Annotated in this window: 11 protein-coding genes and 1 pseudogene; 8 read left to right on the top strand and 4 right to left on the bottom strand. The window is 64.4% G+C overall.

Annotated features, from left to right (window positions below; translation table 11 throughout):
- Positions 1–37: 37 nt before the first annotated feature.
- Positions 38–937, bottom strand: coding sequence for a LysR family transcriptional regulator (locus GJ698_RS18570; RefSeq protein ID WP_154359347.1), 900 nt, complete (start codon positions 935–937; stop codon positions 38–40).
- Positions 938–1046: 109 nt separating this feature from the next.
- Between GJ698_RS18570 and GJ698_RS18575 the strand changes: the two genes are divergently transcribed.
- From GJ698_RS18575 to dkgB, 3 genes and pseudogenes are all read left to right on the top strand, one after another.
- Entirely contained in the window at positions 1047–2063 is a 1017-nt protein-coding gene (locus tag GJ698_RS18575) for an aldo/keto reductase (protein WP_154359348.1), read from the top strand.
- A gap of 4 nt (positions 2064–2067) precedes the next feature.
- A pseudogene (locus GJ698_RS31015) lies at positions 2068–2457 on the top strand (SRPBCC family protein); the annotation flags it as partial.
- A gap of 15 nt (positions 2458–2472) precedes the next feature.
- Positions 2473–3276, top strand: coding sequence for a 2,5-didehydrogluconate reductase DkgB (dkgB, locus tag GJ698_RS18580; protein WP_166454901.1), 804 nt, complete (start codon positions 2473–2475; stop codon positions 3274–3276).
- Here dkgB and GJ698_RS18585 read toward each other — a convergent pair.
- Positions 3273–4196, bottom strand: coding sequence for a LysR family transcriptional regulator (locus tag GJ698_RS18585; RefSeq protein ID WP_154359350.1), 924 nt, complete (start codon positions 4194–4196; stop codon positions 3273–3275). The two genes, dkgB and GJ698_RS18585, sit on opposite strands and share 4 nt — an antisense overlap.
- A gap of 93 nt (positions 4197–4289) precedes the next feature.
- On the opposite strand from GJ698_RS18585, the gene GJ698_RS18590 reads away from it, so the two are divergent.
- Both GJ698_RS18590 and GJ698_RS18595 read left to right on the top strand, forming a co-directional pair.
- Complete coding sequence (locus GJ698_RS18590; protein WP_154359351.1) at positions 4290–4724, top strand: ester cyclase; 435 nt, start codon at positions 4290–4292, stop codon at positions 4722–4724.
- Between the two features lie 111 nt (positions 4725–4835).
- The gene (locus tag GJ698_RS18595; RefSeq protein ID WP_154359352.1) at positions 4836–6926 is read left to right on the top strand and encodes a putative bifunctional diguanylate cyclase/phosphodiesterase; all 2091 of its coding nucleotides are present in this window, start codon (positions 4836–4838) and stop codon (positions 6924–6926) included.
- Here GJ698_RS18595 and GJ698_RS18600 read toward each other — a convergent pair whose 3' ends face one another.
- Entirely contained in the window at positions 6927–8906 is a 1980-nt protein-coding gene (locus tag GJ698_RS18600) for a glycoside hydrolase family 97 protein (RefSeq protein WP_154359353.1), read from the bottom strand. It abuts the gene before it with no gap.
- 153 nt (positions 8907–9059) lie between these two features.
- Here GJ698_RS18600 and GJ698_RS18605 point away from each other — a divergent pair, with 153 nt between their 5' ends.
- On the top strand, positions 9060–10181 hold the full coding sequence (locus GJ698_RS18605; protein ID WP_208023848.1) for a serine hydrolase domain-containing protein: 1122 nt from the start codon (positions 9060–9062) through the stop codon (positions 10179–10181).
- Between the two features lie 57 nt (positions 10182–10238).
- Here GJ698_RS18605 and GJ698_RS18610 read toward each other — a convergent pair whose 3' ends face one another.
- Positions 10239–10625, bottom strand: a complete 387-nt coding sequence (locus tag GJ698_RS18610; protein ID WP_154359354.1) for a winged helix-turn-helix transcriptional regulator — start codon at positions 10623–10625, stop codon at positions 10239–10241.
- Positions 10626–10757: 132 nt separating this feature from the next.
- On the opposite strand from GJ698_RS18610, the gene GJ698_RS18615 reads away from it, so the two are divergent.
- Both GJ698_RS18615 and GJ698_RS18620 read left to right on the top strand, forming a co-directional pair.
- On the top strand, positions 10758–11768 hold the full coding sequence (locus GJ698_RS18615; RefSeq protein ID WP_208023852.1) for a zinc-binding alcohol dehydrogenase family protein: 1011 nt from the start codon (positions 10758–10760) through the stop codon (positions 11766–11768).
- A gap of 135 nt (positions 11769–11903) precedes the next feature.
- Positions 11904–12548, top strand: a complete 645-nt coding sequence (locus tag GJ698_RS18620; protein WP_154359356.1) for a TetR/AcrR family transcriptional regulator — start codon at positions 11904–11906, stop codon at positions 12546–12548.
- Positions 12549–12714: the final 166 nt, after the last annotated feature.

Genomic DNA, 12714 nt, shown 5'->3' on the forward strand with positions numbered 1-12714 from the left:
GCACAGAAAGATATGACCGACAGTGTAGCCGATATTGTCAGCGTTTCGTCGCCAGTTCCAGCAGTGTTTCGCGGAAGGTGGCGACCAGCGGCCGCAGGTTGACGCGGTGCCACGCCGCCCACAACGGCGCGCGGTAGCTGAACCATGGCAGCTCGCGCAGCACCACGCCGGGCGGCGCCTGATGGCGCAGGCCTTGCTGCACCAGCGCCACGCCGAGGCCGGCCGCCACCAGGCCGAGCGCGGTGGTCGGCTCGCTGGCTTCCATCTTGATCTGCGGCGTGAAGCCGGAGCGCACGCAGGTGGCGACGAAGTTGTGGTGATGCTCGCCGGTTTCGTGGTGGCGCACGGCGATCCATTCCTGGCCCGCCAGATCGGCCGGCGTGACTTCCTTCAGCGCCGCCAGCGGATGGCCTTCGGGCATGGCCAAAATCATCGGATCGCTGAGCACCTGCATGCTCTCCAGGTCCGGATCGTCGGGCGCCGTCGCATCGCACACCAGCGCGATGTCCAGGCTGCGCTGGCGCAGGCCTTCCAGCTGTTCGGAGGTGTGCAGGCTGTACAGCGCAACGTGCACGTTCGGCCGCGTCGCGCGCAGCGTGCGCAGGCCGGCCGGCAGCACGCCGGCGTGCATGGCGTTCTCGATGTAGCCGACGCACAGGCCGCCTTCGTCGCCGCGCCCGAGGCGCTTGGCCAGCCCCTCCAGCCGCGAGGCGTGGGTGAGGAAGGCCTGGGTCTCGGCCAGGAAGGTGCGGCCGTCACGCGTCAGGCGGATGCGCTGCTGGCTGCGCTCGAACAGCGTCAGGCCCAGCTTTTCCTCCAGCTGGGCGATCTGCCGGCTCAGCGGCGATTGCGAGATGTGCAGCTTCTCGGCGGCACGGCCGACGTGCTCCTCTTCGGCCACGGTAACGAAGTATTGAAGTTGACGGATATCCAGCATGATCAGACCTTGAATGACTTAAGTTGTGCAAATTATGTCTTGGACAGTCTTATCTCGTCAATCTAAACTTGCCCTCAGTTGTTCATTTACCTCTACGAAAGGAATCAAAATGAGTATCCGTAATAAACTGAAAAGCAAACTGGGTTTTGGCGCCGCACCTCTGGGCAATATGTTCCGCAACATCCCTGAAGCCGAAGCACTGGCCACCGTCGACGCCGCCTGGGCACAGGGCGTGCGCTACTTCGATACCGCACCGCTGTACGGCGCCGGCCTGTCCGAGCTGCGCATCGGCGAGGCGCTGTCCAAGTACAAGCGCGACGAGTACATCCTCAGCACCAAGGTGGGCCGCGTGATCCTCGACGAGATCGAAGATCCGGCAGCGCGCCAGCTGGGCGAAAAAGGCGGCGTGTTCCAGTTTGGTCGTCCTAACAAGGTTGTCAACGACTACACCGCCGACGGCACCCTGCGTTCGATCGAGGACAGCCTGAAACGCCTGAAAACCGATCACCTGGACATCGTCTTCATCCACGACGTGGCGCAGGACTTCTACGGCGACAACTGGCTGCAGCACTTCGAAACCGCCCGCACCGGCGCCTTCCGCGCCCTGGACCGTCTGCGCGACGAAGGCGTGATCAAGGGCTGGGGCCTAGGCGTCAACCGTGTCGAACCGGTGGAACTGATGCTGGAACTGGACGAGCCGAAACCGGACGTCACCCTGCTGGCCGGCCGCTACACGCTGCTGGACCATGAACGCTCGCTGCAACGCCTGATGCCAGCCGCCTTGAAGCAAGGCATGGACGTGGTGGTCGGCGGCCCATACAGCTCGGGCATCCTGGCTGGCGGCGCCCACTTCGAATACCAGAAGGCTTCGCCGGAAATCATCGCCAAGGTTGAACGCATCAAGGCGATCGCCCAGCGTCACGGCGTCAGCGTCAAGGCGGCTGCGCTGCACTTCGCCCTGGCCAACCCTGCGGTGGCGGCAGTGATTCCTGGCGCCAGCCGTCCGGAACGCATCGCCGAAGACCACGCGGCGCTGAACGAAAAAGTGCCTGCCGCTTTCTGGCAGGAGATGCGTGAACAGAAGCTGGTGGCTGCCGACGCGCCACTGCCAGGCGATAAGGAGTAATACCATGGCCAGCACCATTGCAAGCATTACGCTTCCCGTGAGTGCGGGCCGTGTATGGGAACTGATCGGCGGCTTCAACGCGCTGCCGAACTGGCTCCCATACATTCCGCAAAGCGAATTGAGTCAGGGTGGCCGCATCCGCACCCTGGCCAATCCTTCGGGGGAAGCCATCGTCGAACGGCTGGAAGTGTTCAACGACGAGGAACGTTACTACAGCTATTCGATCCTGAAGGCGCCGTTCCCGGTGAAGAACTACTACTCCACGCTGCGCGTGAAGTCGGCGGGCGAAACCACCTCGCTGGTCGAATGGGCCGGCAGCTTTACGCCGGTCGGCGTCAGCGACGACGAAGCCATCAAACTGTTCAACGGTATTTATACCGACGGTTTGCAGGCATTGAAGGAAAAGATCATGCGGGTGCCCGATCTGGGCATCGGCACCTTCAGGCTGCAGGGCGATGTGGTGATCGATTCGGTGCGCAATGGCCTGGATGCCGGCTACCGCGTCATCGACACCGCGCAGATCTACGGTAACGAAGCCGAAGTCGGCGCCGCGATCGCCGCCAGCGGCGTGCCGCGTTCGGAGCTGTTCATCACCACCAAGATCTGGATCTCGAACCTGGCGCGCGACAAGCTGATCCCGAGCCTGAAGGAGAGCCTGGCCAAGCTGCGCACCGACTATGTCGACCTGACGCTGATCCACTGGCCGTCGCCGGGCGGCGAGGTGCCGGTGAAGGAATTCATGGCGGCGCTGGCGGAAGCCAGGGAGCAAGGTCTGACGCGCCAGATCGGCGTGTCCAACTTCACGGTGGAGCTGATGCAGCAGGCGATCGATGCGGTGGGCGCGGAAGCGATCACCACCAACCAGATCGAGTTGCATCCGTATCTGCAAAACCGCAAGGTGGCGGAGTTCGCGCGCAAGCATGGCATCCATGTCACGTCCTACATGACGCTGGCCTACGGCAAAGTGCTGGGCGATCCGGTGATCCAGAAAATCGCCGAACGCCACAACGCCACGCCGGCACAGGTGGCGCTGGCCTGGGCGATCAAGCTTGGCTACGCGGTGATTCCATCGTCGACCAAGCGCGCCAACCTGGACAGCAACCTGAAGGCGCTGGACCTGCGCTTGAGCGACGACGACATGGCGCAGATCGCCGCGCTGGACCGCAACGAGCGCCTGACCAGCCCGCAAGGCCTAGCGCCGGCCTGGGACTAAGTCTTCTCCCTGGCCTTGCACACCAGCGCGACCTGCTCCCGCAGCCAGCGCTGGGCTGGATGTGCATCATTACGCCGGTGCCAATGCAGGACGAACGGCACCGGCGTCAGTGCGATTTCCCCGGGCAGCGACAGCAGCGCAAGGCTGTCGCGCAGCCCGCTGGTTTTGATCACCCCCGTCATCATCGTCGCCAGCAGGTCGCTGTTGGCAATGATGGAGGGCGCCGCGTAAAACTGCGGCAGCATGATGGCGACGTCGCGCTTGCGTCCCAGCTTTGCCAGCTGCGTATCGACCAGGCCGACGCCATCGCCCTCCGGCGACACCAGCAGGTGGCGGTACGCCAGGAAGGCATCCAGCGTCATTTTCCTTTTCGTCAGCGGATGGTTTTTGCGCGCGATGCAGACGAAGTTTTCCTCGAACAGCGGCATGGTGGGAATGCGCGGCGTCTTGCTGGCGGGGACGCTGATGGCGGCGTCGGCCTCGCCGGCGTCCAGCAGTGCCAGCGCGTCTTCGCGCGCCGTATAGGCCTTGATGCGCAGCGTGACGCCCGGCGCCTGCTGCGCCAGCCGCTGCTGCAAGGCCGGCAGTACCTTGAAAGCGGGATGTTCCGATAACGCCAGTGTGAAGCGCATGACGGCGCGCGACGGATCGAAGGCCTGCGTAAAGTCCAGCGTGCTGCGGATGCTGGCCAGCGCTTCGCCCAGCGGCCCGGCAAGTTCTACCGCGCGCGGCGTCGGCTGCAGGCCGGCGACGCTGCGCACGAACAGTTCATCCTTCAGCAGCAGGCGCAGGCGCGACAAGGCCGCGCTCATGGCGGGCTGGGTGCGGCCGATGCGCACGCCGGCGCGCGTGACGTTACGCTCGCACATCAGCGCGTCGAAGGCCACCAGCAGATTGAGGTCGATTCCGTGTAAATCCATGGCATGGATAATACTGCATATCCATTATCGATTGGACGATGGTGTGGCGCATCGCTAAAGTGAGCAGGTCACTCACTCAACGGAAACCTCATCATGACCATGCAAGACAACGGCCTGACCACGGCCCAGCAGCAAGCCATTGAACATCTCTACCGCGCTTTCAACGAACAGAATACCGATCTGCTTGAACTGGCGGTGGTGCAGGACTGGCAGGACATTCCGCTCGGCCCCGGCCAGCAGCCCGGCCGCGAAGGCATGAAACCGATCATCGCCATGTTTGCCGCCGCCTTCCCGGATGTGAAGATCACGGTGCAGGACATGTTTGGCCACAATGGCCGCGCGGCGGTGCGGGCGCTGATCACCGGCACGCATCGCGGCGAGTTCTTCGGCATCGCCGCCACCGGCAAGCCGATCGCGATCGCCATCCACGAATTCCACGCGCTGACCGCGGACCGCATCACCCACACCTGGCACCTGGAAGACTGGTTCGGCATGCTGCACCAAGTGGGCGCCTGGCCGCAGGCGTGAAGCTGGAATAGTGAACGCTCACTGCCCGTTCGGTTGCCCAATTGGAGGTACGGTAAAAAACCAATGTGATACTGTGGTTTCACGGGATTGCGGTCCGCGAAAGGATGCCGAATGGATATGCAGATTATGGTCGTCACCTCGGTGGCGACCGAGCGCGCCCACCTGGAGCAGTTACTTGGCACCATGCCCGGCCATGAAGATACGATCACCCTGCGCTTTTGCGCGCGGCTGGACGAGCTGCTGAATGACGTCGGGACCGTGCCCGACCTGATCCTGCTCAATCCCCGTCTGGAAGGCGGTTCGCGGCGTGACGCCTGGCGCGCCCTGGCGATGCGCTATGGCGGCGTGCCGCTGGTGATGCTGGCGCTCGACGGTCCGCCAGCGTTGACCACCCGCGCCAGCGGCTTCGGCGCGGTCAGCTACGTGATTACCACCGACACCTCGCGCGAACTGCTGCGCCAGATCCTGCATGCGATGATCGTGGCGACGCGCCACCTGCACCTGCGCGCCGGCGTGCCCAGCGAGGGCGACGTGGTGCTGGATGCGATCGCCGACGCCGTCATCAGCACCGATGCGCGCGGCCGCGTCCGCTACGCCAACCCCGCCGCCTGCCGTCTGCTGTGCGCCGACCAGGGAGAAATGCTGGGCCAGCCCATTAATGAACTGATGCGCCTGCACGACGCCAAGAACCAGACCGGCATCGAGCATCCGGTGCTGCAGGTGCTGGCGACCGGCGGCGTGGTGCGGCTGGCCGCCGGCTGCACCATGGTGCGGCCGCATGCGCCGAATGTGATGATCGAAGACGCCACCTCGCCGATCCGCGACGCCAGCGGCGCGGTCAGCGGCGTGGTGATGGTGTTCCACGACGTCACCAGCGCGCACGAACTGCAGGTGCGGGTCGACCACCTGGCCTGGCACGATTTCCTGACCGGCCTGCCCAACCGCTTTGCCGCCCAGCGCCACCTGGATCAGATCCTGGTCGAGGCCGGCGCGCGCGAGGTGCCGCTGGCCGTCATGTACCTGGACCTGGACAAATTCAAGCAGGTCAACGATACGCTGGGCCATGCCGCCGGCGACGCGCTGCTGGTGTCGGTCGCGGCGCGGCTGCGCGGCTGCTTCCGCCTGATCGACCTGGTCGGCCGCCAGGGCGGCGATGAATTCGTGGTGCTGATGGCGCCCGGCACCGGCCGCGCCGACGCCGCCCAGGCGGCCGAGCGCATCCGCGCCGCCATCGTCCAGCCGCACCAGCTGGACGACCAGGAGGTGCACATCGGCTGCAGCATCGGCATCGCGCTGTACCCCGAGCATGGCCGCAGCGGCGATGAACTGCTGCGCCACGCTGATACCGCCCTGCACAGCGCCAAGAACGCGGGCCGCAATGTCTGCCGTTTCTTCAACCAGGACCTGTTGACCAGCATGGTCGAGCGGCGCCAGATGGAAGAGGCGCTGCGCCACGCCCTGGACAATATGGAGTTCGAGTTGCACTACCAGCCCAAGGTGCGCCTGGACGATGGCGCCTTGAGCGGCTGCGAAGCGCTGCTGCGCTGGCACCACCCGCAATGGGGCTGGGTTCATCCGAGCCGGTTCATCCTGTGCGCCGAGGAGTCGGGCACGATCGTCGCGCTGGGACGCTGGGTGCTGCGCCAGGCGCTGATGCAGGCGCGCCAGTGGGACATGGCCGGCCAGAGTCCCGGCGCCATCGCCGTCAATGTCTCGGCGCTGGAGCTGGCCCATCCCGGCTTCGCCGACCATGTCGAGGAGCAGCTCGACGCGGTGGGCCTGGCGCCGGCCCGCCTGCAGCTGGAGCTGACCGAGTCGGCGCTGATGAGCGACATGCGCGGCGCCGCCAGCGTGCTGCAGCGCCTGAAGAACCTGGGCCTGACGCTGGCCATCGACGATTTCGGCACCGGCTATTCCAGCCTCAGTTACCTGGCCGACCTGCCGATCGACCTGATCAAGGTCGACCGCAGTTTTGTGCATGGCATCGACCATGCGCCGCCGCGCCGCCAGACCTTGCTGCGCGCGGTGCTGGCGCTGGCCGACAACCTGCAACTGGCGGCGGTGGCCGAAGGCATCGAAACGCCGCAGGAGGCGGACTTCCTGAACGATGCCGGCTGCCCGCTGGGCCAGGGGTTTTATTACAGCTGCGCGGTTGAGGCCAGCGCCTTCCGGCAGCAATTCCTGCGCCCCATCCGGGCGTGATCAGGGCGTGATCACGGCCACCGCGCCGCCGGACGGCGCCAGCTTCAGCGTCAGGGTCTGCGTGGCCGTGACCTTGCTGTCGCTGGCCGACAGGCGGCTGGCGTCGTCGCCGTCCTGCAGCAGGTGGGCGTGGTAGGCGCCCTTGCCGAGGAAGGACAGCGGCACTTTCAGCGTGCGTCCGGACTCGTTGGTCATGGCGCCGATATACCAGGCCTCGCCCTTGCGCCGGGCCGAGACGATGTACTCGCCGATATCGCCCGCGACGATGCGCGTCTCGTCCCATGAGGTCGGCACGGCCTGGATGAATTCCGCGCCGTCGGCCCATTTGCCGTCGGCGCCCTTGTAGGCGGCGGGGCTGTCGGACACCATCTGGAACGGGCTGTCGTAGACCACGTACATGGCGACGGCCTGGCCGCGCGTGGTCATCACCATCGGCTCGTGGTTGCGCTGCACGAAAGTGGAGGGCGTGGCGTTGTGGAAGCCGCCCGGCGTGTAGTCCATCGGCCCCAGGATCATGCGCGTGAACGGCAGCGTGACGTTGTGGGTGGCGGTGATGCGCGCGCTCCACTTGTTGTTCTCCGCGCCGAGCACGCCTTCCTGCGTGATGTAGTTCGGCCAGGTGCGGTTCAGGCCATTCGGCGGATAGGCGCCGTGCAGGTCCACCATCAGATGGTGGGCGGCGGCCTTGCTCAGCACCTTGTGATACCAGTCCACCATTTCCTGGTCGTTGCGGTTCATGAAGTCGACCTTGACGCCCTTGATGCCCCAGTCTTCATACTGCGCAAAGGCGGCGTCCATCTGGTTGTCCAGCTGCTGCCACTGCACCCACAGCCACACGCCCACGCCTTGCGACCTGGCGTAGCGGAGCAGGTCCGGCATGTCCATCGCCGGCTTGGCGCGGGTGACGTCGGCCTGCGGATTCGGTTCGACGTCGCTGCCCACCGACCAGCCCTCGTCGATCAGGATGTCGTCCAGCTTCATCTCCTTGGAAAAATCGATGAAGGCTTTGTAGGTGGCGGTGTTGACGCCGGCGTTGGGCACGTTCACGGCCCAATCGTTCCACCAGTCCCAGGACGTCTTGGCGGGCTTGATCCAGCTGGTGTCCTGGATTTGCGACGGCGTCGCCAGCGTCGGGATCAGCGACGACGCGGCCAGGTCGCCCGGCGCGTCGCCCAGCATCACCACGCGCCATGGCGTCTGGAAGCCCTGTCCCTTCAGCTGCACGCTGGCGGAAACGGTCTTGCGGAAGCGGTAGTCGCGGCTGTTGTCGAAGCGCGGCGGCAGCGTGACCATCACGCCCAGGCCGGCGTCGCCGCGGCCGGAGAGGTAGAAGCCGGGATAGTCCTTGACGTCCGATTCGGCGATGGCGAAGGTGGTGGAACCGGCGCCGGTCTTGCACACCAGCGGCGCGATGAAGTTGTGGAAGTTGCGGATCTTCGACGCCTTGGTCAGGTCGTATTCGGCCTCGAAGCTGGTGTCGAAGCGGCCCATGTTGGCGCCCCAGCAGTCGTAGTCCCTGGCGAAGTTGAACTGCGTGGCCTCGTTCATCACCTTGAACGCCGACAGGCCGGCCTGCTCCGGCACCGCGTAGCGGAAGGCCACGCCGTTGTCGTAGGCGCGCACCAGCAGGTGGAACTGCGGCGCCTTGCCGTTGGCGGCGAAGGCGATGTCGGACTGCTGGTAGTGATCCGGCGCGCTGCGCGCCTTGCCCAGCACGATCTCGTAGGTGTCCTTGACGGTGGTCTCGGCGTGGCCGCGCAGCCTGGCGCCGGCGGCGAGGGCGCCGATGTCCAGGTTAAGGCCCAGCGGCGACGGTTCGATGATGCGCTTGCCGTCGCGGCTGACGGTGTAGCTGAATTTGTCGCTGTCGATGCTGATGGCGTTGCGGCCGTCGGGCGACTTGACGGTCACGATGTCGGCCCACGCGGGCGCGGCGAAGGCGATGGCCAGCAGGCTGGCGGCGCGGATATGGTCTGCCATGGGGATTGTCTCCTGTCGTTTTCCCCCATTCTGCAATCAGCACGCCCGCACCGCAATTGCGAAATTCACCAAGATCAGCCATGTTTATTCACCCGCCGCGTGACAGCGCGTGTGGTACGCTGCGTACCAACGTTTTAAAGGAGGAGTGTGGCTGTGGATCGTCGTCAATGTATCGCGCTTGCCGGGGCGGCTGCGCTGAGCCGTGTGGTGCCCGCCTGGGCGGCGGACGTGGGATCGCGTTATGACGCGGCGCTGGCCGGTCATCCGGATTTCGTCGGCACGGTGGCGGTGGGGCTGGGACCGGAGGTGTGGTACACCAATGCGATCGGCCTGGCCAATCCGCAGACCAATACGCCGATGGGAGTGAACACCCGCTTCGAGACCGGCTCGGTGTCGAAGTGGATCGCCGCCATGGTGGTGATGAAACTGGTCGATCTGGGCAAGCTGGCGCTGGACCAGCCGATCACGCGCTACCTGCCGGACTACCGCGCCGACACCGGCGCCCGCCTGACGCTGCGCCATCTGATGAGCCATTCGAGCGGGGTGCCGAACGAGGTGCTGGAGGCGCGCAAGAACCATCCGGAAATGCGCGCGACGCCGCTGGAGCAGATGGAAGCGGTGCGCCGCTACGCCAGCGGCGCGCTGCGCTTCGAACCCGGCAGCGACTGGGACTATTCGCATTCCAACTGGCTGATCGTCAAGGCCATCGTCGAACAGGTCAGCGGCCAGTCGTACCGCGAGTGCGTGACGGCGTGGTTGATCGAGCCGCTCCAGCTCCGCAACAGCGGCATCTTCAGCGGCGAATCGGACAAGGTGCCCGGCATGGCGCTGGCCTACACGCCGTCGGCACAGACGCCGCCGTGGACGCGCAATGTCAGCCCGGTGCCGGACTACATGGCGATGGCCGGCGGTTTTTACAGCAGCGCGCCCGACATGCTGTTCCTGATGCAGGGCGTGCTGGGCGGCGCCATCCTGACGCCCGAGTCGCGCGCCACGCTGCTACGCGTGGTCCGTCCGGACCAGCACTACGCGCTGGGCGGCCGCACGCAGCGCGCCAGCATCGCCGGCCAGGTGCGCGAGGCGGCCTGGGAGGACGGCTCCAACGGCGGTTTCCGCCTGGTGGCGCGGCGCGTGCTGGCGGAGGACGTCATGGTGGTGGTGTTCAACAACAGCAGCTACGACCATCAGAAACTCGGCCTGCTGGCCAGTTCGCTAATGGAGGCGGCGTATGCCGGCCTGAACCCGATGCGCTACCGCAAAGCGCCGGGGGCCTAGGGTTCGCGTCTGGACCTGCCGTCTCGTCCGTGTGATGGCGGGGCGGCGCCCGGCATGTCAGATAGCCATGCGCTTGTCATCGCTGCTTCGTGCCGCCAGGTTTGAAGCTGCCATTGCCAATCCATAGCGCTCGCCCCATTCTTTCAGGGCGAGCAGCACCGGCCGCAGCGTTTGTCCTTTTTCGTTGAGGCTATATTCCACGCGGGGCGGCACCTCCGGGAAAACCTCCCTGTGAAGAAGCCCCGCATCCTCAAGCTCCCGCAGCTGCTTGGTCAGCATGCGTTGGGTGATATTGCCCATCTGCCTTTGCAGTTCGCCGAACCGCATCGGCCCGTCGATGAGGTGGAACAGAATCATCCCTTTCCACTTTCCCCCGATCAGTTCCAGCGTTGACTCTACCGGACAAGCTGTACCTGAATAGCAGTCGAAGCGTGCCCTTTTCATCGTATCTTTCCTGTGCCTATCTACCCAAAATGTGCGTACTTGTGAGCGCGCTGGCGTGCCTTTACCATCATGGTGCCTGCGCCGCGGGGCGCCCAAGTTCACGAGGAATATAACATGAGCAATACCAGTACCATGAAGGCGATCGGCTTTGATCGTTCGCTGCCGATTCAAGCGTCCAACAGCCTGTTTATGTTCGACGCAGCTTATCCGGAAGCTGCTCCGTACGACCTGATCGTTAAAGTGAGTGCGGCGTCCGTCAATCCGGTCGATGCGAAAGTGCGCGTGCGCGCGGCAGCGGACGGTTCGCTGGAAACGCCACGGGTGCTTGGCTATGACGCGGTGGGCACCGTGGTGGAAGTCGGCGCATCGGTGACGGGCTTTGAAGTTGGCAGCAGGGTTTATTACGCGGGAGAGATTAATCGTGCCGGCTCCAACGCGCGTTACCAGGCGGTGGACTCGCGCCTGGTCGGCAAGGCGCCGGTCACGCTCGGCGATGCAGAGGCGGCGGCATTGCCGCTGACCGCACTTACCGGCTGGGAAGCGCTCTTCGATCGTTTGCGCATCGGTCCGGATGATGCGGACAAAACGCTGTTGGTCATCGGTGGCGCCGGCGGCGTCGGATCGATAACGATTCAGCTCGCGAAGCAATTAACCAGGCTGCGGGTTATTGCGACCGCGTCTCGGCCCGAATCGGCGGCCTGGTGCCGCTCGATGGGCGCCGATCACATCGCCGACCATGTCGACCTGGTAAAGTCGGTCAGGGCGCTGGGCATCGAGACCGTGGATTACATTCTGAATGCCGCCGATACCATCGTCCACTGGGACGCGATGGCGGAGCTGATTGCTCCCCAGGGGACGATCTGTTCCATTGTCGAGTTTGATGGCGGCGTGGACCTGACCAAGCTGCAGGGCAAATCCGCCGGCTTTGTGTGGGAACTGATGTTCACCCGCTCGCTATTTAAGACGGCCGATATCGCGAAGCAGGCAGACATCCTCGATCAGGTCTCCAGACTGGCCGACCAAGGCAAGCTCCGCTCCACATTGATGAAAACACTCGCTGGCTTTACTGTTGAGTCTTTCAAGATGGCCCATCAGGAGATCGAATCGGGCAAGACAATCGGGAAAATCTCTATTACTTACTAAGCAGATATCCCTGCGGCCCGGTGCGCAAGGCGCATTGGATCAAGACTTTATCAGGTCGTTTGCCGAGCTTGCTTGACTGAGCGTCACCTTGCGCTTATATTAATGACTTACAAGTAAGTTACGCTCAACATACCGATGCAAGCCCCTCAAGATACCAAGCCCCGCTGGGAGCGGCGCAAGGATGCGCGGCCGCAGGAGTTGCTGGCGGCGGCGCTGGAGCAGTTCGTCGAACGCGGCTATGCCGCCACCCGCCTGGAGGACGTGGCCAAGCGCGCCGGTGTCTCCAAGGGCACCCTGTACCTGTATTTCGCGAATAAGGAAGAGCTGTTCAAGGCCGTGGTGCGCGACAACATCGTCGCCACCATCGGCGAGGCCGAACAGGACGCCGCCACCTTCGACGGCCCCAGCGCCGAGCTGCTGGGCGCGCTGCTGATGAAGTGGTGGCAGGAGATCTGCGCCACGCCGCTGGGCGGCATCACCAAGCTGATGCTCGCGGAAGGCAACAACTTCCCCGAACTTGCGCAGTTTTACAACGATGAAGTGGTGGCGCGCGGCAGCAGCCTGTTCACCCGCGTGCTGACGCGCGGCATCGCGCGCGGCGAATTCCGCCCGGTCGATCCGGTCGTCATGACCCAGGTGCTGATCGCCCCGGTGATCATGCTGATGATGTGGACCCACGCCTTCATGCCCACCTGCGGCATGCCGCAGATCCCGCCGCAGGAGTTCATGGACGTCTTTATCGCCACCACCTTGCGCGGCCTGCAGGCCGATACGCCGTGAAGCGCGCCGCCATTTTTCCATCCAGCTTGCCATTTTGGTAGGTTCACCCCCCGGAAATTGCATCCTGTCGCAATTTCCCGCGATTACGCCGTCTAATCGTTAATATGTGCCTCGATGCCAGTTCAACGATAAAATGACGGATTATTTAATCCCGACATGAGTCATA

The sequence above is a fragment of the Duganella aquatilis genome (assembly GCF_009674565.1).
Classification (GTDB): Bacteria; Pseudomonadota; Gammaproteobacteria; order Burkholderiales; family Burkholderiaceae_D; genus Rugamonas; species Rugamonas aquatilis.